Raw genomic sequence first — 19,780 nt, 5'->3', positions numbered from 1 at the left:
CCCCGCCCTGCCGGTCCGAGCCCTCCCCTACGGCGTGCAGACCTTCGTCAGTTCGCCCGCCGCGTCGGTGACGGGGCTGAGGTCGGGGGTCTCGTCGCCGTTCTCGACCGAGGTGCGGACGTTGTCGACGGCCTTGCCGAGGTCGTCGACGGCCTTGTTGACGTCGGCGTTGTCGGTCTGGTCGCCGATCTTGCCGAGGTTCTTGTCGATGGAGTCGAGGGACTCCTCCCACTGGGTGGGGTCGTCCGTGTTCTCCACGGCCTGCTGGAGTTCGGTGACGCTGTCGGCTATCGCGTCGGCCGTGCGCACGCAGTCGAGTGCCTTGTCGACGGCGTCGCAGCCGGTGGTGAGTCCGACCGTCAGCGCGATGGTCGCGACGGTGGCGACGGCGGTGGCGGTGCGGCGAAGGCGGCGGTGGCGGCTCGCGGCCATGGGTCTCGGTCCTCCCCTTGGGACAGGGCCGGGCGGCCCGTGTGCGGTGCGGCAGCGGGCGTACGGCAGAGTCCGCTGCCGTACGCCCGTGGTGCTGTACTGCTAGGGACGCTCCGTCGGGCGGCCGAGTTGCGCGCCTTTGGTGTTCCCTTTACCCGCGTTGCGGGCCGGGGTGCTCGCGTTACCGGTCGAGGGTCTCGTCGAGCGCCTTGCGCTGGAGTTCGGCCAGTTCCGTGCAGCCCGCGGCGGCGAGGTCGAGCAGGGCGTTGAGTTCGTCGCGGGCGAAGGGCTCGGCCTCGGCGGTGCCCTGGACCTCGACGAAGCGGCCGTCGCCGGTGCAGACGACGTTCATGTCGGTGTCGGCGCGGACGTCTTCCTCGTAGGGGAGGTCGAGCATCGGGGTGCCGTCGATGATGCCGACGGAGACGGCGGAGACGGTGCCGGTGAGGGGCTTGCGGCTGGGCTTGATGAGCCGCTTGGTGTGCTGGGCCCAGGTGATGGCGTCGGCGAGGGCGACGTAGGCGCCGGTGATGGCGGCGGTGCGGGTGCCGCCGTCGGCCTGGAGGACGTCGCAGTCGAGGACGATGGTGTTCTCGCCGAGGGCCTTGTAGTCGATGACGGCGCGCAGGGAGCGGCCGATGAGGCGGCTGATCTCGTGGGTGCGGCCGCCGATGCGGCCCTTGACGGACTCGCGGTCGCCGCGGGTGTTGGTGGCGCGGGGGAGCATGGCGTATTCGGCGGTGACCCAGCCTTCGCCGCTGCCCTTGCGCCAGCGCGGGACGCCTTCGGTGACGGAGGCGTTGCAGAGGACTTTGGTGTCGCCGAAGGAGACGAGGACGGAGCCTTCGGCGTGCTTGCTCCAGCCGCGTTCGATGGTGACGGGGCGGAGCTGCTGGGGGGTGCGGCCGTCGATGCGTGACATGCGGGTGAGCCTAGCGGCCCATGGGGAAGGGGCCTGTCCCGCGGTGGGAGAGGCCCCTTGCCGGTGAGCCGGTGGTCGGACCGGTGGCTCACATCATGTCTTCGATCTCCGCGGCGATCGGGTCGGCGTCGGTGCCGATGACGACCTGGATGGCGGTGCCCATCTTGACGACGCCGTGGGCGCCGGCGGCCTTGAGGGCGGCTTCGTTGACCAGGTCGGGGTCGTTGACCTCGGTGCGGAGTCGGGTGATGCAGCCTTCGATCTCGTCGATGTTGTCGATGCCGCCGAGGCCGGCGACGATCTTCTCAGCCTTGCTGGCCATGTTGGTTCTCCCTGATCCGAGCCGCTTTGTCGCAGTAACCCACAGTTGGCCCAACTTCGCGAGCGGTCATGCGGTCGGTGCCGAATGATGGCTCACGACGGCGGAGCCGTCCGTCTACTGGTCTACACCAGTGTACCGGCGACCGAATGGAGACCGGATGAGTGCCGACAGCACGGTCAGTCCCGCTCGAGTCCGCTGGAACAAGGCGTTCCAGGGGCTGCAGAAGATGGGTCGCAGTCTTCAGCTGCCCATCGCGGTCCTGCCCGCCGCGGGCATTCTCAACCGGCTGGGGCAGCCGGACGTGTTCGGGGACGACGGTCTGGGCTGGACGAACGTCTCGAAGGTGATGACGGGCGCGGGCGGTGCGCTGCTCGACGGGTCGCTGGGGCTGCCGCTGCTGTTCTGTGTGGGTGTGGCCATCGGCATGGCGAAGAAGGCCGACGGTTCCACGGCGTTGGCGGCGGTGGCGGGGTTCCTCGTCTACTACAACGTGCTGCGGCAGTTTCCGGAGGACTGCCCGGAGGGGTCGGAGGTGGTGCCGCAGGTCGGGTGCCAACCGACCGGCGGCGACGGTGAGGTGACGGCGTTCGTCTTCCAGAACCCGGGTGTCTTCGGCGGCATCGTGATGGGGTTGCTGACGGCGTACTTCTGGCAGCGGTTCCACCGGACGAAGCTGGTGGACTGGCTGGGCTTCTTCAACGGGCGCCGGCTGGTGCCGATCATCATGGCGTTCGTGGCGATCGTGTTCGCGGCGCTGTGTCTGTGGGTGTGGCCGCCGATCGGTGACGCGCTGGAGAGTTTCAGCGACTGGATGACCGGGATCGGCGCGTGGGGCGCGGGTGTGTTCGGGCTGGCGAACCGGGCGCTGCTGGTGATCGGCCTGCATCAGTTCCTGAACGTGCCGATGTGGTTCCAGTTCGGTTCGTACACGAAGCCGGACGGCACGGTGGTGCACGGTGACATCAACATGTTCCTGGCGGGTGATCCGACCGCGGGCCAGTTCACGACGGGCTTCTTCCCGATCATGATGTTCGCGTTGCCGGCGGCGGCGCTGGCGATCACGCACTGCGCGAAGCCGCACCGGCGCAAGGAGGTCGGGGGCCTGATGCTGTCGGTGGGGCTGACGTCGTTCGTGACGGGGATCACGGAGCCGCTGGAGTACTCGTTCCTGTTCATCGCTCCCCTTCTCTACGCGGCGCACGCGGTGCTGACGGGGGTGTCGATGGCGGTGACGTGGGCGCTGGGGGTGAAGGACGGGTTCAGCTTCTCGGCGGGGCTGATCGACTACGTCATCAACTGGAACCTGGCGACGAAGCCGTGGCTGATCATTCCGATCGGGCTGTGTTTCGCGGTCGTCTACTACGTGGTCTTCCGGTTCGCGATCACGAAGTTCGATCTGAAGACCCCGGGGCGGGAGCCCGAGGAAGACGTGGAGGACGTCACCAAGGTGTAGACCTCTCGTCGACCTCACGTACCCTTTGAGGGTGGTCTCGCGAAGGCCCCCGGACCGTCGGTCCGGGGGCCTTCTCCGCGCCCTCGCACGCCTGTGATCAGGGGACTTGGCCGCGTACTGCGCGTAGCGCTCCGGTCGCGGAATCACGGGTTCCTTACGTGGCCTTCATCGTGCTACAACAGGTCTACACCACTGAGTGGTGTAGACCACCACCCGATGGAGGAAGCATGAGTACCGCCACCGACAAGGCGGCCCCCGCAAAGAAGCGGGGATCCGGTCTTTTCCAGGGGCTGCAGAAGGTAGGACGCAGCCTGCAGCTCCCGATCGCCGTGCTGCCGGCGGCGGGCATCATGGTCCGGCTCGGCCAGGACGACATCTTCGGCAAGGACGGTCTCGGCTGGGACAAGGTCGCCGCCGTCTTCAACAACGCGGGCGGTGCCCTCACCGGCTCGCTGCCGATCCTGTTCTGCATAGGCGTGGCCATCGGCTTCGCCAAGAAGGCCGACGGCTCGACCGCGCTGGCCGCGGTGGTCGGCTTCCTCGTCTACAGCAAGGTGCTCGAGGCCTTCCCGGTCACCGAGGCGGTGGTCCAGAAGGGCGAGGACGTCGCCGCGACGTACAACGACCCGGGTGTGCTCGGCGGCATCATCATGGGTCTGCTCGCCGCCGTGCTGTGGCAGCGGTTCCACCGGACCAAGCTGGTGGACTGGCTCGGCTTCTTCAACGGCCGTCGCCTGGTGCCGATCATCATGGCGTTCGTCGGCATCGTGGTGGGTGTCTTCTTCGGCCTGGTCTGGGAGCCCATCGGCACCGGCATCTCCAACTTCGGCGAGTGGATGACCGGCCTCGGCTCCGGCGGCGCGGCCCTCTTCGGCGGTGTGAACCGCGCGCTGATCCCGGTCGGCATGCACCAGTTCGTGAACACGGTGGCCTGGTTCCAGCTGGGTGACTTCACCAACTCCGCCGGTGACGTCGTGCACGGCGACATCACGCGCTTCCTGGCCGGTGACCCCTCCGCCGGCATCTTCCAGTCCGGCTTCTTCCCGATCATGATGTTCGGTCTGCCGGCCGCCGCGCTGGCGATGGCGCACACCGCCCGCCCCGAGCGCCGCAAGGCCGTCCTCGGCATGATGGTCTCGCTCGCGCTGACCTCGTTCGTCACCGGTGTGACCGAGCCGATCGAGTTCTCGTTCATGTTCATCGCGCCGGTCCTGTACGTGCTGCACGCGGTGCTGACCGCCGTGTCGATGGCCGTGACGTGGGGCCTGGGTGTGCACGCCGGGTTCAACTTCTCGGCCGGTGCCATCGACTACGCCCTGAACTGGCACCTGGCCACCAAGCCATGGCTGATCATCCCGATCGGTCTGGTCTTCGCGGCGATCTACTACGTGACGTTCCGCTTCGCGATCGTCAAGTTCAACCTGAAGACCCCGGGCCGCGAGCCCGAGGAGGAGGTCGAGGACCTCACCAAGGCGTGAGCCCTCGCCGTACGGCGGGACCGCACGGCGTACGGCATGGGGAAGGCCCCGGAACCGCGAAGGTTCCGGGGCCTTTCCTTGTCTCCGGGGTGTCCTGGGCTCAGATCCCGTACACCGCGCCCGCCGCGGCGATGTCCACGGGCCCGTCGTAGACCTCGCGCGCGTCGGCGCGGTTGATCTCGGGGTCGGTCCACGGGGGGATGTGGGTGAGCACCAGGCGCCGGGCGCCGGCGCGGGCGGCGCTCTCGCCCGCCTCGCGTCCGTTGAGGTGCAGGTCGGGGATGTCCTCCTTGCCGTGCGTGAAGGCGGCCTCGCACAGGAACAGGTCCGTGTCGCGGGCGAGTTCGTCCAGCACGGGGGTGACTCCCGTGTCGCCGGAGTACGTCAGCGAGCGGCCGCCGTGCTCGACGCGGATGGCGTACGCCTCCACGGGGTGGGCGACGCGCTCGGTGTGCACGGTGAACGGGCCGACCTCGAAGGTGGACGGCTTGACCGTGTGGAAGTCGAACACCTCGCTCATGGAGGAGGCGGAGGGGGTGTCGGCGTAGGCGGTGGTCAGCCGGTGCTCGGTGCCCTCGGGTCCGTAGACCGGGAGCGGCGCGCAGCGGCCGCCGTCGTGCCGGTAGTAGCGCGCCACGAAGTAGGCGCACATGTCGATGCAGTGGTCGGCGTGCAGATGGCTGAGGAAGATCGCGTCGAGGTCGTAGAGACCGCAGTGGCGCTGCAACTCGCCGAGGGCGCCGTTGCCCATGTCGAGGAGCAGCCGGAAGCCGTCGGCCTCGACGAGGTAGCTCGAGCAGGCCGATTCCGCGGACGGGAACGACCCCGAGCAGCCGACGACGGTGAGCTTCATGAAGCAGAAACCTCCGCTGGCGCGTGTGGAGAGACGGGGGTCGTGCGGTTTGTCGAGCGTAAGGCGCAAAACCTGTGGTCGCTCCTCCGCCAGGGGCCGTTGTGGGCGAACTCACCTGCGGGATCACCGGTTCGGCTGGAAGTGGGGCGCGCGGGGTGATGGAGGGGGCGCGCGGCGGTGGTGTGCGCCGGTACGGTCGTCGGTATGAACACGTCCTGGTGGCTCGTCTTCGCGGCGGTGGTCCTGCTCGCGCTCGTCGCCACGGTCGTCGACGGCTGGGGCCGGGGGCGGCGGCCTCGCGGCCGGGGGCGGCGGCCCCCGGACGGGCGGGGCGGGTCCGGCGAAGGGCCCGAGAACTGACGCGCCCCGCGACGCGTACGTCACGGGGCGGTGGTGCGGGCGGGCCGTCGTGCGGGAGGACCGTCAGGCCCAGAGCTGGCCGTGGAGGGTTTCGATGGCCGCCTCGGTCGTCTCGGCGGTGTAGACGCCGGTCGACAGGTACTTCCAGCCGCCGTCGGCGACGACGAACACGATGTCCGCGCTCTCGCCGACCTTGACCGCCTTGTTCCCGACGCCGATCGCGGCGTGCAGGGCGGCGCCGGTGGAGACGCCCGCGAAGATGCCCTCCTGCTGGAGCAGCTCACGGGTGCGGGTGACCGCGTCGGCGGAGCCCACGGAGAAGCGGGTGGTGAGGACGGAGGCGTCGTACAGCTCGGGTACGAAGCCCTCGTCGAGGTTGCGCAGGCCGTACACGAGGTCGTCGTAGCGCGGTTCGGCGGCGACGATCCTCACGTCCGGCTTGTGCTCGCGCAGGTAGCGGCCGACGCCCATGAGCGTGCCCGTCGTCCCGAGGCCCGCGACGAAGTGGGTGACGGAGGGCAGGTCGGCGAGGATCTCGGGGCCGGTGCCGGCGTAGTGGGCGCCCGCGTTGTCCGGGTTGCCGTACTGGTAGAGCATGACCCAGTCCGGGTGCTCGGCGGAGAGCTCCTTGGCGACCCGTACGGCGGTGTTGGAGCCGCCCGCGGCCGGGGAGGAGATGATCTCCGCGCCCCACATGGCGAGCAGGTCCCGGCGCTCCTGCGAGGTGTTCTCGGGCATCACGCAGACGATGCGGTAGCCCTTGAGCTTGGCGGCCATGGCCAGCGAGATGCCGGTGTTGCCGCTGGTGGGCTCCAGGATCGTGCAGCCCTTGGTGAGACGGCCGTCCTTCTCGGCCTGCTCGATCATGTGGAGCGCGGGGCGGTCCTTGATCGAGCCGGTCGGGTTGCGGTCCTCCAGCTTGGCCCAGATGCGGACGTCTTCGGACGGCGACAGCCGCGGCAGGCGCACCAGAGGGGTGTTGCCCACCGCGGCCAGCGGGGAGTCGTAGCGCATCGGCGATCAGGCCATGCCGCCGGCGACGGCCGGCAGGATCGTGATGCTGTCGCCGTCGGACAGCTTGGTCTCGATGCCGTCCAGGAAGCGGACGTCCTCGTCGTTCAGGTAGACGTTGACGAAGCGGCGGAGCTGCTCGCCGTTCGCCTTGTCGATGAGTCGGTCCTGAATGCCCGTGTGCCGGGTCTCGAGGTCGGCGAAGAGCTTGGCGAGGGTGTCCCCGTTGCCCTCCACCGCCTTCTGGCCGTCGGTGTACTGGCGGAGGATGGTGGGGATGCGGACCTCGATGGCCATGGCTGAGTGCTCCTGTCGGAAGTTTGTCGTGGGTTCGTAGGGCGCGCGGCGGCACACGTCTGCACGCCGCGGCTCACGGCCGTACGGCGGCGGCGAGGATCAACAGATGGCGCTTTTCAGCCTGCACAGGTCGACGTGCAGCCGCGCCACGAGCAGTGTGCCCGGCGCCTTTTCGCTCACGTCGAGAAGAACCATGGGCTCATCGTATCGATTCCCGGCCCGGCTTCCGGAGTGTGATCTCACCTGATGGACTCTTTCCGTCCGTTGTGCGAGATCAGTACGCCTCGACGACCTTGACCTCCTCCTCCGTGACCTCGCCTTCCAGGATGCGGAACGAGCGGAACTGGAACTCGCCCGCGCCGTCGGTGTCCGCGGTGGAGACGAGGACGTAGTGGGCACCGGGCTCGTTGGCGTAGGTGATGTCGGTGCGGGAGGGGTGGGCCTCGGTGGCGGTGTGGGAGTGGTAGATGACCACCGGCTCCTCGTCGCGGTCGTCCATCTCGCGGTAGAGCTTCAGGAGGTCCTGCGAGTCGAACTCGTAGAAGGTGGGCGAGCGGGCGGCGTTGAGCATGGGGATGAACCGCTCGGGGCGGCCCTCGCCGACGGGGCCGGCCACCACGCCGCACGCCTCGTCGGGGTGGTCGGCGCGCGCGTGGGCGACGATCTGGTCGTACAGGGCCTGTGTGATGGTCAGCATGCGGCCAGGATAAGCAGACGGGCTCCTCCGTACCGGTGGGTGGTACGGAGGAGCCCGTATGCCGGACATCCTGAGCGGTGGCCGTGGGGACACCACGAGCGTCCCCGGCGGCCGGACGTCCTGGAGTGCGCGCGAAGGCGCTGGTCAGGGGCGGTCGGCGGGTCCGTCAGCCGATCTTCTCGAACTCCGGCTCGCCGGGCCGCTCGGTGATCCGCGGGTTGCGGCTCTTGAGCACCGCCCAGCCGATGCCGAGGGCGACGGCCCAGCCGGCCATCACGTACAGGCAGACGCGGGCGTCTGCGTCGTAGGCGATCAGGCAGGTGACGAAGAGCAGGAAGGCGATCGCGATGTAGGAGCAGACCGAGCCGCCGGGCGCCGGGAAGGAGGAGGCGGGCAGGCGGCCCGCGACGACCTTGCGGCGGTACAGCACGTGGCTGATCAGGATCATCAGCCAGGTCCAGATGCCGGCGGCGGTGGCGACGGAGGTGACGTAGCCGAAGGCCTTCTCCGGGACGAGGTAGTTCAGGACCACGCCGATGGCCATGAAGACGACGGATACGGCGATGCCGATGGCCGGGGTCTTGGTCGAGGACAGCTTGTTGAAGACCCTGGGGGCCTCGCCGTTGTCCGCGAGGGTGCGCAGCATGCGGCCCGTGGAGTACATGCCGGAGTTGCAGGAGGACAGGGCGGCGGTGAGCACGACGAAGTTGACGATGCCGGCGCCGGCCGGGATGCCGATGACGGTGAAGGCCTCCACGAAGGGGCTGACGCCCTCGGCGAACTCGGTCCACTTGACCACCGCCAGGATGACGGTGAGGGCGCCGACGTAGAAGAGGGCGATGCGCCAGGGCAGGGTGTTGATCGCCTTGGGGAGGGTCTTCTCCGGGTTCTCGGACTCACCGGCGGTGACGCCGACCAGCTCGACGGCGAGGTAGGCGAACATGACGCCCTGGAGGGTCATCAGGGACGAGCCGATGCCCTTGGGGAAGAAGCCGTCGAACTCCCACAGGTTGGAGACGGCGGCGGTGTCGCCGGCCTGGCTGAAGCCGAGGGTGAGGACGCCGACGCCGATCACGATCATGCCGATGATGGCGGTGACCTTGACCATCGAGAACCAGAACTCGATCTCGCCGAACAGCTTCACCGAGATCAGGTTGGCCACGAACAGCAGGACCAGGAAGACCAGGGCCGAGACCCATTGCGGGATGTCCGGGAACCAGTAGTGGATGTAGATGGCGGCGGCGGTGAGCTCCGCCATGCCGGTGACCACCCACATCAGCCAGTACGTCCAGCCGGTGAAGTAGCCGAAGAAGGGGCCGAGGAACTCGCGCGAGTACTCGGCGAAGGAGCCGGAGACGGGACGGTAGAGGAGCAGCTCGCCGAGCGCCCGCATGATGAAGAAGATGATCACGCCCGCGAGGGCGTACATGAGGATGATGCTGGGGCCGGCCTTGGCGATGTTGGCCCCGGCGCCCAGGAAGAGGCCGACGCCGATGGCGCCGCCGATCGCGATCATCTGGACCTGGCGGCTGTTGAGCCCGCGCTCGTAGCCCTCCTCGGGGGCCTTGTCCGTGTCGACCTGCGCAGAGGTCATGTGTGGTGCGCCTTTCTCCATGCCGATCCGGGCCTTGACGCGGCCTCGGATCGGGTCTCGATCCCCCCGGATGATGGAGCTGAGCGGGCCTCACATCCCGCTCGGTGCCTGGCCGGCGGTCTGCCGGCTCGGTGGCGCACCCGGCCGAACATTCGGGTGGTGTTCGCCGGGCGGTCGTGAAGATTTACCACGACCGCGACGCTGATCACAGGGGTGGATTGTGACGTGTCACACAGGGAGAACCGGACAAAACGCACCCCTTTTCGTCAAAAAGGGGTGCGGCTTTGACGGGATCGTTATCCGGATTTGAGGCTCCGCTGAGCGGACACATGACCACGGAGAGTCACGAAAACGGTCCGTTCAGGGCATAAGCGTCGCGACGAGCGACTCCTGGAGCCCGCCGAGCCACAGGTACGCCATCACCATCGGCTTGCGCGGGTCCTCGTCGGGGAGCCGGTAGAGCAGGTCGGTGTCGTCCTCGTCGGCGATCTCGAGCCGGGACCCGATCGCCAGGCGCAGGTCGTTCAGGGCGCGCAGCCACTGCTGGGACTCCTGGGGCGACAGTTTCAGCACCGCGCCCTCCTCGCCCGCCGACGCCGAGGACAGGGCGTCCAGGGTGCGGACCACCGTCAGCGCGTTGTCCCGCTTGCCGGCCCGCAGGTCGTTCTCGGTGTAGCGGCGGAACTCCGCGGAGTGCGCCCGCTGCTCCTCGGCCTCCTGCGCCTGCGGGGCGCCCTCGGGGTCGCCGTAGGCGTCCGGGAACAGGCGGCGCAGCACCGGGTCGGAGGGCGGCTCGCTCGGGCCCTCGGCGAACAGCTCGGCGAGCGGGTCGTCGGAGGCGTCCTCGGCGGGTCCGGGGCCGATCAGCTCCAGGAGCTGCACGGCCAGGGAGCGGATGATGGAGATCTCGACGTCGTCGAGGGCGACGGCCGCGCCGCCGCCGGGGAGCGGTTCGAATTGTCCGGGCATGAAGGCGATTCAGCTGCTTCCGTCCTGCGGGCGGGCGTGGTTCGTTTCCGGGCTCATTTCCGGTCCTGCTGGAGGGTGGCCCACAGACCGTAGCCGTGCATGGCCTGTACGTCCCGCTCCATCTCCTCCCGGCTGCCGCTGGAGACGACCGCCCGGCCCTTGTGGTGGACGTCCATCATGAGCTTGGTGGCCTTGTCCTTCGAGTAGCCGAAGTACGACTGGAAGACGTACGTCACGTAGCTCATGAGGTTGACGGGATCGTTGTGGACGATCGTCACCCAGGGCACGTCGGGCTCGGGTACGGCGAAGACCTCCTCCGCCGGCTCGGTCTTCTCGATCTCCATGGGTGCGGCTGCCGTCACAGTGCCCATGCTGCCACCACAGGGGGGCACCCGCACAAACGGGCCTGTGGCGGGCGTCACCGGACCGGTCGGCGCCCGAAATCGTCAGAGTGACGAAATGGGGGTACGATCCGTCATATGAACACAGCGGACCTTGGGCTGCCGGTGGACGTCCCCTCGACGGCGCTCTTCACGGACCAGTACGAGCTGACCATGCTCCAAGCCGCCCTGAAGGCCGGTACGGCCGGGCGGCGGAGCGTGTTCGAGGTCTTCACCCGGCGACTGCCGGACGGCCGTCGCTACGGCGTCGTGGCGGGCACCGGACGGGTGCTGGACGCGGTGGAGAACTTCCGCTTCGACGCGGACGTCCTGCGCTTCCTGCGCGAGACGGACATCGTCGACGCGGAGACCCTGGACTGGCTCGGCCGGTACCGGTTCGGCGGCGACATCTGGGGCTACCCCGAGGGCGAGATGTACTTCCCGGGCTCGCCGATCATGCGGGTGGAGGGAACCTTCGCCGAGTGCGTGCTGCTGGAGACGGTGATCCTGTCCATCCTCAACCACGACTCGGCGATCGCGGCCGCCGCCTCCCGCATGTCGTCGGCCGCCGGCGACCGGCCGCTGATCGAGATGGGCGCCCGCCGCACCCACGAGCTGGCCGCCGTCGCCGCCGCCCGCTCGGCGTACGTGGGCGGCTTCGCGACCACCTCCGACCTGGCCGCCGGCTTCCGCTACAACATCCCCACCGTCGGCACCTCCGCCCACGCCTTCACCCTGCTGCACGACAACGAGCGCGACGCCTTCCGCGCCCAGGTGGACTCCCTGGGCGCGGGCACCACGCTCCTGGTGGACACCTACGACGTCGCCGAGGCCGTCCGTACGGCCGTGGAGACCGCGGGGCCCGGGCTGGGCGCGGTGCGCATCGACTCCGGCGACCTGCTCCTGGTCGCGCACCGGGTGCGCCAGCAGCTGGACGAGCTGGGCGCCACCGAGACGAAGATCGTCGTGACCTCGGACCTGGACGAGTACGCCATCGCCTCGCTGGCGGCGGCGCCCGTGGACGCCTACGGCGTCGGCACCCAGCTGGTGACCGGCTCCGGGCACCCGACGGCCTCGATGGTCTACAAGCTGGTCGCCCGCGCCGAGTCCGGTGAGGAGGGCGCGCCGCTGGTGCCGGTGGCCAAGAGGTCCAGCGGCGGCAAGACCTCCGTCGGCGGCCGCAAGTGGGCCGCCCGGCGCCTGGACGCCGAGGGGTACGCCGAGGCCGAGGTGGTCGGCACCGGTCCGGTGCCCGACGATCTCGCCGACCGCCAGCTCCTGGTCGAGCTGGTCAAGGGCGGCGAGGTCGTCGCCCGCGAGCCGCTGGACGCCGTCCGGGACCGCCACGCGGCCGCCCGCGCCAACCTTCCGCTGTCCGCCACCCAGCTCTCCCGAGGGGAACCCGTCATTCCGACGGAGTACGCGCAGGGGGGCTCGGGTAGCTAATGCTGGTGCGGCCCCGCAAGGGCCGAACGAGCCCCGTACCACCCGCAGGAACCAGCCCCACCCGTCCGATTCGCACCGACCCGCACTCGCCCCAGTCGAAGGACACCGACCATGCGCCGCGCCTTGATCGTCGTAGACGTGCAGAACGACTTCTGCGAGGGAGGCAGCCTCGCGGTGTCCGGCGGTGCCGACGTGGCCGCCGCCATCACCGAGCTGATCGGGCAGGCGCCCGCCGGCTACCGCCACGTGGTGGCCACCCGCGACCACCACATCGCGCCGGGCGGCCACTTCGCCGACAACCCGGACTACGTCCACTCCTGGCCGGCGCACTGCGTCGCCGGCACCGAGGGGGTCGGCTTCCACCCGAACTTCGCGCCCGCCGTCGCCTCCGGCGCGATAGACGCCGTCTTCGACAAGGGCGCGTACACGGCCGCCTACAGCGGTTTCGAGGGCGCCGACGAGAACGGCACGGGCCTCGCCGAGTGGCTGCGGTCCCGCGAGATCGACGAGGTCGACGTCGTGGGCATCGCCACCGACCACTGCGTGCGGGCCACCGCCCTGGACGCCGCCCGCGAGGGCTTCCGTACGCAGGTGCTGCTCGACCTGACCGCCGGGGTGGCCGCGGAGACCACCGAGCGGGCGCTGGAGGAGCTGCGGGAGGCGGGCGTGGAGCTGTCCGGGAAGCCGGTCGTGCAGTAGGGCCGAGCCTCTACATCTGGGCGGTCGGGCGTCTGAGCAGGGCACGGATCGGGTGCCACAGCTCCTGGACCAGGTCCGGGCCGGCCATCGCGCCCGTCACCGGTGCCGTACGCCATATCAGGCCGTCCGGGTGGTGCAGCACCGCGGTGACCTCGTCCGGGGTGGGCGGGGCCGCGTTGCCCCGCAGGTAGACGCTGCGCAGCCCCAGGTTGCGCAGCCTGGTCAGGGCGCGCGCCCGGTTCTGGGCGTGGACGAGGAAGCGCACTCCCCCGGCCTCCGGCCCGGCGGGGCTGGGCAGGTTCAGTGCCACCACCACCGTGCCGTTCGGCAGCTTGCAGAAGCCTCCTGCGGCCATGCGGTCATACCCCCGAGTCAGCCTGGGTCGGTCGGGTCACCGGACCCGGTGTCAATAAGAGAACCACAGGACGCACCTAAACACGGATCGGCGGTGACCCGCCAGGGGGTCACCGCCGATCATGCTCTGACCTGGGCAGATGCTATTTACCTGCCCGCGGGGCCAACCTCGAGCTCGATCGTCGAGCCGTTCTTGGCCTCCTTCAGGATCTTGATCTTCGTGTTGGTGTCAGTGATCTTGACACCGCCGGTCGGGTTCGCCGGGTCGTAGTAGTCGTTCTTGCGGTCGTTGAAGACCGAGACGCCCTTCGAGCCCGGGACGTACTTCGCGACGTCCGCCTTGTGCAGCGTCATGCCGTCCGTGCGGAAGCGGCTGAACGGCGCGTCGTACGTCTGGAAGCGGTTGCGCATGACCGTGCCGTCCTTCCACTTCAGCGCGGTCGGGTGCGAGTCGATCGGCAGGATCAGGCCCTTGCCGGGGTGCTGGCTGGTGTTGTTGTCCGCCTGGGAGGTGTCCCACTTCCAGATCAGCAGGCCGTTCTGGTACGCGTAGTGCTCGACCCAGTTCGGACGCTCCGAGAAGCCGAAGTTGTACGGGCCGACCTCGAGGGTCTTGTCGTACGACACGTACTGGCGGTTCTCGGCGATGTAGTACTGGGCGTAGTCCTTGGTGAAGGACGCGCCCTTGCGGGTGAAGCCGTCCGCCGTCCAGGCGGCGTCCTCGGTCTCCGCGTTGTCGGAGAACAGGGTCTCGCCGTCGGCCGTCACCGCGATCTCGTCGGCGGCGAAGCCCTTCATGGCCAGTCCGCCGTCGGTCTGGTAGCGGAAGCGCAGGTCGATCTTCTTGCCGGCGTAGGCGTCGAGCGGGTAGACGAGCTTGCCGTAGGCGTCGACCGTGGCGCTCAGGGCCGGCTTGTCACTGCCGTCGCGCTGGATCGGCTGCCCGTCGAACGTGCCGTCGACCGCGGTCCAGTTGGCGCCGCCGTCGGTGGACACCTCGGTGTAGAGGTAGTCGTAGTCGGCCTCGATGTCGTACCAGCCGTCCAGGGTGAGGGAGGCGGACGACTTGCCGGTGAGGTCGACGCTGCGCGTCAGGGTGTTCTTGAGGTCGTTGCCGCTGCCGCTCCACCACTGGGTCTCGCCCTGGGCGGGGGGAACGATCTCGGTGGTGACCGCCTTCTTCGGCAGCTCGACGACCAGGCCCTGCTTGTGCTTGGTGTTGTACTCGGCCAGGCCCAGCTTGTGCCAGGAGTTGACGCCCGCCTTGGCGGTGTCGTAGTTCAGCCAGCCCAGCTGGAGCTTGTCCCAGGCGGTCATGTCGCCGGGCAGGTTGCCGATCTCGTTGCGACCGGTGCCCAGCCACGAGCCGGACGACATCAGCGTCCAGAAGCCGGTGGAGTTGTCGCCGCCGTTGGTGTCGTAGAGGTCCGGCAGACCGAGGTCGTGACCGTACTCGTGGGCGAAGACGCCGAGTCCGCCGTTCTCCGGCTGGATGGTGTAGTCGCCGACCCAGATGCCGGTGTCGCCGATCTGGGTGCCGCCGAGCTGGTTGTCGGCCGGGCCGGTGGCGCCGGCGTCGGTGCCGAAGGCGTACCAGCGGTGCGCCCAGATGGCGTCCTCGCCCTGCGCGCCGCCGCCCGCGGACTCGTCCTCGCCGGCGTGCACGATCTGGAAGTGGTCGATGTAGCCGTCGGGCTCGTTGAAGTCGCCGTCGCCGTCGAAGTCGTAGCGGTCCCACTGGTCGTACTGGGTCAGCGTCGACTTGATCTGGGCGTCGGTGCGGCCGGCCGCCTTCTGGTCGGCGACCCAGGCGGTGACGCCGTCCTGCACCGCGTACCAGGCGCAGTTGTCGGGGTCGCACTTGTTGGAGCCGTAACGGGCCTCGTTGTACGGGACCTTGACCCAGTCGGCGACCTCGCCGTCGACCGAGTAGCGGCCGGAGGACTGCTTCTCGTAGTAGGTCTTGACCGAGTTGACGCCCTTGCCGGAACCGAAGTACAGGTCCTGGTAGTGGTCCTGGTCGTAGTCCTCCTGCCAGGCCGTGGAGTTGTCCTCCTTGCGCTTCGGCTTGGCTATCTCGTTGTGCAGCGGGCCAGGGGTGCCGCCGTAGCGGCTGTCGACCTTGTCGCCGAACTCGACCAGGATGGTGAAGATCTTGTCGGTCTTCTCCCGGCCCAGCTCGACGTACTTGGCGTCGCCCTTCTTGCTCTTCAGCTGGACGACCTTCGAGCCGTCCTTCTTCTTCACCGACGCGTTGCCGGAGAGGACCTGCTTGAGGGCCTCCTCGCGCTGGGCGGCCTGAGTGTCGCTCAGGGGGCCCTTGAGGTCGTGGGAGCGGGCGGTCTTGTCCGGGCTGGGATCGTGGCGGTTCACGGCCTCCGGCCGGGACGGCGAGTCCGCCTGCGCCACGCCGGCCGCGGAGAGCGTGGCGGTCGCGGTGGCGAGCGCGATGGTGGTCGCCGCCGTTCTGAACGTCCAGGGTCTTCTGGTCACTTGATTTCCTCCCCCGCGTCCACGCGCGCGGAAGGGGGGACAAGGACAGTGCAAGTCCGCGCACACGTGATCAACGCGTGTATTCAAGTGACGACATTTGACTAGAGGTTCGGCGGAAAAGACAGACCTTGACTTGAGCAGAACAATTGCACTATGCGGAGGCGCCGTTCGCTTTGCGGACACCTGATCGTGACCTTCACCGGTCCCGGCGGGCCGTCGGCCGGTTCCGACGGGCGCGCGGGACCGTCCGCTCTCCGGACGCCATGAATCCGTGCGCCCCCCGTGCATCGGCCGTGCCGGTTAGGTCGTGCTTACTACTGGTTCCACTCGGGCACACAGCGGGTTAGAGTCGCTTGGCGGAACGCCCGGAGACCGGCGGAAAGCCAGGCCGACAGCCCATCCCGCCCCGCGATTGTCTCCCACCGTCTTCCGAGGACACGATGGCCATGCCCCGTCCGACTGCCGCACAGTTCGCCTACGGTTCGTGCACCGTGATCTTCTCGACGCTCGCCATGCTGCTGCTGTCGCGGACGAGTTCGGGCCCCGGCGTCGCTCTCATCGCCGTCGCGGCCCTCGCCCTCGGGCTGCTGGTCGCCATGACGGTCCCCCTGCCCGGGACGCGCACGGCGACCAACACGCCGGCCCAGCGGCCCGGCGCGGGCCGGGAACCGGTACGGATGCCCTCGCCGGCCCGCGTCTCCGCGAGCGCCGGGGAGTCGACACGCGGACGGGCCGCCTGAGACGGGCCGTCATCGGGTGCTGACGACGACCGTCTTGGCCGCCTTGTCGTGCAGGCCCTGCTTGTAGGGCTTGTCGAAGAAGCTCCAGCCGCCCGCGATGACCGTCCACACGCAGGCGCAGCAGAACGCGAACGGGATCCACAGCACCAGGGCCCGGATCAGCGAGGTCTGCACCGAGGGCGTCGCCCCGTTGTCCAGGTTCGCCACCCGCATCCCGAGCCACTTCTTGCCGAGGGTCTGGCCCGTCTTCGTGGTCATGTAGGTGTCGTACGCGATGTAGAGCACGGCGGCGATCACGGACTGCCCGAAGGACTTGCCGACGGAGACGTTGTCGCCGTCCACGGAGTACTCCTGGACGTTGAACGCCCAGCTGAGCAGCCAGACCACGATGCCGACGAGGATCATGTCGATGATCCGCGCGAGCGTGCGGCGCCCGCTGTCGGCGAGCGGGGGCATCCCGGCCAGCGGGTCGTTGGGGTAGCCGCCTCCGCCGTACGGGGCACCGCCGTAGGGGCCGCCGCCGGGAGGGGGCCCGCCGTAGGGACCTCCGCCGCCGGGAGGCGGGGCGCCGCCGTAGGGACTCCCCCCGCCGGGGGGCGGGGCGCCGCCGTACGGGTCCCCTCCGCCGGGGGGCGGGGACGGGTTGTCGTAGGGGTTCTTCCTCAGCGGGTCGTCGTCCGGCGGCTGCTGCCCGCCGGAGCCGGGGGGCGGTTCGCTGCTCATGTCCCGAGTCGAACCCGGAGTCTCTTTTCCCGCATCCGGCGAGCGGCCGTCCGGAGTAGCGCGGGTGCGTGGTCCGACGCCGTCGGGGCGGGGGCTGACGGTGCGTCGGCGGCTGCGGGTGCGTGGGGGCTGGTCGCGCAGTTCCCCGCGCCCCTTTAGGTACGTGCACTGGACGCCCCTGAAAGGGGCGCGGGGAACTGGCGAGCAACCACAACGCACCCGCGGCCGAAGACGAGACCGCAGCTCACCCCGGCCCCACCCGCCAAGCTAGCCCGCGACGAACGTGCCGGCGGCCTTGTCGTGCCAGCACTGGTGCCAGGGGCGGTCGAACAGGCACCACGCGACGCCGACCACGCCGACGGCCAGGAGGCCCGGCACGCTGTAGACCAGCCAGCGGCGCAGGGCCGCGCCGAAGGACGGCGGCTCGTGGGCCTCGATGTCCCGCACCTCCAGGCCGAGCAGCTTCTTGCCCAGGGTGCGGCCCCACTTGGCGGTGGGAAGCGCTTCGTAGACGACGCCGAAGAGCAGCAGGACGGCGAGCACGATGCCCAGGTACGTGGACGTCGTGCCGTCCAGCAGCCAGACCGTGACGGTCTCGCCGGAGAGCTTGGCCTCGTCGATCTTGTCGTTGACGTGGTCGATCGCCTTGACGCCGAGCGGTACGGCGGCCACGGCGGTGACGCCCGCCAGGACCACGGTGTCGATCAGCCGGGCGGTCAGCCGCTTGCCGAGCCCGGCGGGCCGGGCCGACGCCTGGCGCCGGGCGGCGGCCTGGAACACGTCCTCGACCGGCGGCTTCCACGGGGCCACCGGCTGCTCGTCCCCGCCCGCCCCGGCCAGCCGGTGCACCTGCTGCGCCCAGGAGGACTGCCCGCCGCCGGGACCGCCCGCCGCGACCGGCGCGGAAGGGGCGGGCTGCGGCGGGGGCGCCTGGTGCGGAACCGCGGGGGCGGCCGGGGCCGCGGGAGCCTGCGCCGCGGCGGCCCGGGCGGCGGCCGCCTTGCCGGCCGCGAAGCCCGGGCCGGAACCGGAGCCGGAACCCGTGGCGGAACCGGAGCCGCCGGCCTGCGGCCCCGTGCGCGGGGTGACCGCGCGGAAGGTCATGGTGCCCTCGTCCTCCGCGGGGGCCGGGGAGCCGCCCGGGGCCGGGGAGCCCTGCGGGCCCGCCGCGGGACGGCGGAAGACGAAGGTGTTCCCGGCCTCCGCCTCGCCGGAAGCGGAACCGGAGACGGGAGCAGAAGCGGACGCCGACGCCGACGCGGAGGCGGGGGCGGGGGCGGAAGCAGCGGCGGAGCCCGGAGCCTGGGCAGGGCCGGAGCCGGAAGCCTGGCCAGGCTGGCCAGGTTGGCCTGAGCCCGACGTCCGGGCAGGGGCCGGTGCGGCGTCGCCCTGCCCGCCCGCGTCCGCGGTGCCGTCGGCGGGCGGTGCCGGCTGCCGGGCGTGCGGGACCCTCGGGTCCGCGCCCCGCGCCGTGCCCGGCCAGGCGACGCGCTGGTCCGGGGTGCCGCCGGGACCGGAGCGGTCGGCGCCCCAGGCCGTGGCGGACTCCGGCCGGCTGCCGTGCTGGGACGCGGCGGCGGGCGGCGGGTCCTCGACCGGGTCCTCGTCGAAGAAGTGCGGTCCTGTCTCCTCGACGGAGGGCCGCGCGCCGGGCGGTGGCGCGAGCGGCTCGCCGTCCTTGGGGGCGGGCCGGCTCGTGCCCGCCACCCAGGAGGCGCCGTTCCAGTACCGGACGTATCCAGGAATGGACGGGTCCGGGTAATACCCTTCGCGGGGCCTGTCGTCGCCGGGGGCCGGGGTTGGGGCGCTCATGTCCGTCGTCCCGTATCTGCTCGGGGGTTGATAGAGGGGCTCCAACATCTATCAGACGGGCGCAATCCGCACGGCCGGTCCCGCCGTACCCGCCCCTTTCCGGGCAACCTCGTGCAGGGACCTTCACACCTGGACTCCCGGACACACGGACACCCTCCCCTTCCCGGACACCCGGACACCCGGGTCCCCGGACCGGGGTTCGGAAAAAAGTTCAGCGAACCCGCGTAATGCTCCGGCCCCGGGCCGCTCTCCCCGGGCAAGGAACGTCCGAGACACGGGAGAGGAACCCCGCCATGCACACCGACCCCACCGGCCCCGCCCGGCCCACCGTCGTCGAGCGCGAGCTGGAGCTGCGGCTCATCCTGTCGCCCGAGCACGGCGTCCCGGTGCCGGCCCGGCTCACCTACCACACCGACGACCCCTACGCCGTCCACGTCACCTTCCACATCGACTCCGGCCACCCGGTGCACTGGACGTTCGCCCGTGACCTGCTGGTCGAGGGCGTCTTCCGGCCGTCCGGGCACGGCGACGTGCGGGTGTGGCCGTCGAAGGCGGAGGGCCGCAGCGTCGTGCTGGTCGCGCTGAGCAGCCCGGACGGCGACGCCCTCCTGGAGGCGCCCACCCCGCAGGTGTCGGCCTGGCTGGAGCGGACCCTGCGGACGGTGCCGCCGGGGACCGAGGGCGGGCGGCTCAGCCTCGACGACGGGCTGGCCGAGCTGCTCGCCCGGTGAACGCCGGGCAGTCC

At 70.1% G+C, this 19,780-nt stretch carries 22 protein-coding genes; 7 read left to right on the top strand and 15 right to left on the bottom strand.

What is annotated here, in order from left to right; translation table 11 throughout:
• Positions 1–27: 27 nt before the first annotated feature.
• The 3 genes from OHA99_RS23305 to OHA99_RS23295 form a co-directional block, all read right to left on the bottom strand.
• A complete protein-coding gene (locus OHA99_RS23305; protein ID WP_153179644.1) occupies positions 28–432 on the bottom strand; it encodes a hypothetical protein in 405 nt (134 codons plus the stop codon).
• Positions 433–613: 181 nt separating this feature from the next.
• Positions 614–1,354, bottom strand: a complete 741-nt coding sequence (gene rph, locus OHA99_RS23300) for a ribonuclease PH (RefSeq protein ID WP_153179643.1) — start codon at positions 1,352–1,354, stop codon at positions 614–616.
• A gap of 88 nt (positions 1,355–1,442) precedes the next feature.
• On the bottom strand, positions 1,443–1,676 hold the full coding sequence (locus OHA99_RS23295; protein WP_007388582.1) for a glucose PTS transporter subunit EIIB: 234 nt from the start codon (positions 1,674–1,676) through the stop codon (positions 1,443–1,445).
• Positions 1,677–1,833: 157 nt separating this feature from the next.
• Here OHA99_RS23295 and OHA99_RS23290 point away from each other — a divergent pair, with 157 nt between their 5' ends.
• Both OHA99_RS23290 and OHA99_RS23285 read left to right on the top strand, forming a co-directional pair.
• Complete coding sequence (locus tag OHA99_RS23290) at positions 1,834–3,129, top strand: PTS transporter subunit EIIC (protein ID WP_164384561.1); 1,296 nt, start codon at positions 1,834–1,836, stop codon at positions 3,127–3,129.
• Between the two features lie 227 nt (positions 3,130–3,356).
• A complete protein-coding gene (locus OHA99_RS23285; protein ID WP_007388569.1) occupies positions 3,357–4,607 on the top strand; it encodes a PTS transporter subunit EIIC in 1,251 nt (416 codons plus the stop codon).
• Positions 4,608–4,707: 100 nt separating this feature from the next.
• On the opposite strand, the gene OHA99_RS23280 is transcribed toward OHA99_RS23285, so the two are convergent.
• Positions 4,708–5,460 (bottom strand): MBL fold metallo-hydrolase, encoded by a 753-nt coding sequence (locus OHA99_RS23280; protein WP_153179640.1) that lies wholly within the window; start codon positions 5,458–5,460, stop codon positions 4,708–4,710.
• Positions 5,461–5,664: 204 nt separating this feature from the next.
• Here OHA99_RS23280 and OHA99_RS23275 point away from each other — a divergent pair, with 204 nt between their 5' ends.
• On the top strand, positions 5,665–5,820 hold the full coding sequence (locus OHA99_RS23275; protein WP_164384559.1) for a hypothetical protein: 156 nt from the start codon (positions 5,665–5,667) through the stop codon (positions 5,818–5,820).
• Positions 5,821–5,883: 63 nt separating this feature from the next.
• On the opposite strand, the gene OHA99_RS23270 is transcribed toward OHA99_RS23275, so the two are convergent.
• From OHA99_RS23270 to clpS, 7 genes are all read right to left on the bottom strand, one after another.
• A complete protein-coding gene (locus tag OHA99_RS23270) occupies positions 5,884–6,834 on the bottom strand; it encodes a PLP-dependent cysteine synthase family protein (protein WP_405697624.1) in 951 nt (316 codons plus the stop codon).
• Between the two features lie 6 nt (positions 6,835–6,840).
• Positions 6,841–7,128, bottom strand: a complete 288-nt coding sequence (locus OHA99_RS23265; RefSeq protein ID WP_007388579.1) for a MoaD/ThiS family protein — start codon at positions 7,126–7,128, stop codon at positions 6,841–6,843.
• 99 nt (positions 7,129–7,227) lie between these two features.
• The gene (locus tag OHA99_RS23260) at positions 7,228–7,323 is read right to left on the bottom strand and encodes a putative leader peptide (RefSeq protein ID WP_309546867.1); all 96 of its coding nucleotides are present in this window, start codon (positions 7,321–7,323) and stop codon (positions 7,228–7,230) included.
• A 79-nt stretch (positions 7,324–7,402) separates the two neighbouring features.
• Complete coding sequence (locus OHA99_RS23255; protein ID WP_007388578.1) at positions 7,403–7,825, bottom strand: Mov34/MPN/PAD-1 family protein; 423 nt, start codon at positions 7,823–7,825, stop codon at positions 7,403–7,405.
• Between the two features lie 166 nt (positions 7,826–7,991).
• Positions 7,992–9,419 (bottom strand): amino acid permease, encoded by a 1,428-nt coding sequence (locus tag OHA99_RS23250; RefSeq protein WP_153179637.1) that lies wholly within the window; start codon positions 9,417–9,419, stop codon positions 7,992–7,994.
• A gap of 360 nt (positions 9,420–9,779) precedes the next feature.
• On the bottom strand, positions 9,780–10,388 hold the full coding sequence (locus tag OHA99_RS23245) for a DUF2017 domain-containing protein (protein WP_153179636.1): 609 nt from the start codon (positions 10,386–10,388) through the stop codon (positions 9,780–9,782).
• A gap of 53 nt (positions 10,389–10,441) precedes the next feature.
• A complete protein-coding gene (clpS, locus tag OHA99_RS23240) occupies positions 10,442–10,759 on the bottom strand; it encodes an ATP-dependent Clp protease adapter ClpS (RefSeq protein WP_153179635.1) in 318 nt (105 codons plus the stop codon).
• A 108-nt stretch (positions 10,760–10,867) separates the two neighbouring features.
• On the opposite strand from clpS, the gene OHA99_RS23235 reads away from it, so the two are divergent.
• Both OHA99_RS23235 and OHA99_RS23230 read left to right on the top strand, forming a co-directional pair.
• The gene (locus OHA99_RS23235; protein ID WP_153179634.1) at positions 10,868–12,214 is read left to right on the top strand and encodes a nicotinate phosphoribosyltransferase; all 1,347 of its coding nucleotides are present in this window, start codon (positions 10,868–10,870) and stop codon (positions 12,212–12,214) included.
• Between the two features lie 111 nt (positions 12,215–12,325).
• On the top strand, positions 12,326–12,913 hold the full coding sequence (locus tag OHA99_RS23230) for a nicotinamidase (protein ID WP_007388567.1): 588 nt from the start codon (positions 12,326–12,328) through the stop codon (positions 12,911–12,913).
• A gap of 10 nt (positions 12,914–12,923) precedes the next feature.
• Here OHA99_RS23230 and OHA99_RS23225 read toward each other — a convergent pair whose 3' ends face one another.
• Together OHA99_RS23225 and OHA99_RS23220 are read right to left on the bottom strand one after the other, a co-directional pair.
• Positions 12,924–13,268: a hypothetical protein gene (locus OHA99_RS23225; RefSeq protein WP_153179633.1), complete on the bottom strand. Its 345-nt coding sequence runs from the start codon at positions 13,266–13,268 to the stop codon at positions 12,924–12,926.
• Positions 13,269–13,414: 146 nt separating this feature from the next.
• On the bottom strand, positions 13,415–15,760 hold the full coding sequence (locus tag OHA99_RS23220) for an immune inhibitor A domain-containing protein (protein ID WP_153179632.1): 2,346 nt from the start codon (positions 15,758–15,760) through the stop codon (positions 13,415–13,417).
• Between the two features lie 446 nt (positions 15,761–16,206).
• Here OHA99_RS23220 and OHA99_RS23215 point away from each other — a divergent pair, with 446 nt between their 5' ends.
• Positions 16,207–16,500 (top strand): hypothetical protein, encoded by a 294-nt coding sequence (locus OHA99_RS23215; protein ID WP_194280070.1) that lies wholly within the window; start codon positions 16,207–16,209, stop codon positions 16,498–16,500.
• A gap of 9 nt (positions 16,501–16,509) precedes the next feature.
• On the opposite strand, the gene OHA99_RS23210 is transcribed toward OHA99_RS23215, so the two are convergent.
• Both OHA99_RS23210 and OHA99_RS23205 read right to left on the bottom strand, forming a co-directional pair.
• Positions 16,510–17,223: an RDD family protein gene (locus OHA99_RS23210; protein ID WP_165685858.1), complete on the bottom strand. Its 714-nt coding sequence runs from the start codon at positions 17,221–17,223 to the stop codon at positions 16,510–16,512.
• Positions 17,224–17,490: 267 nt separating this feature from the next.
• On the bottom strand, positions 17,491–19,035 hold the full coding sequence (locus OHA99_RS23205) for an RDD family protein (RefSeq protein WP_405697616.1): 1,545 nt from the start codon (positions 19,033–19,035) through the stop codon (positions 17,491–17,493).
• 293 nt (positions 19,036–19,328) lie between these two features.
• On the opposite strand from OHA99_RS23205, the gene OHA99_RS23200 reads away from it, so the two are divergent.
• Entirely contained in the window at positions 19,329–19,766 is a 438-nt protein-coding gene (locus OHA99_RS23200) for an SsgA family sporulation/cell division regulator (RefSeq protein ID WP_405697614.1), read from the top strand.
• Positions 19,767–19,780 lie beyond the last annotated feature (14 nt).

This window comes from Streptomyces coelicoflavus (genome assembly GCF_045041415.1).
Taxonomy (GTDB): domain Bacteria; phylum Actinomycetota; class Actinomycetes; order Streptomycetales; family Streptomycetaceae; genus Streptomyces; species Streptomyces coelicoflavus.
This window is presented reverse-complemented; position numbering and strand designations above follow the sequence as displayed.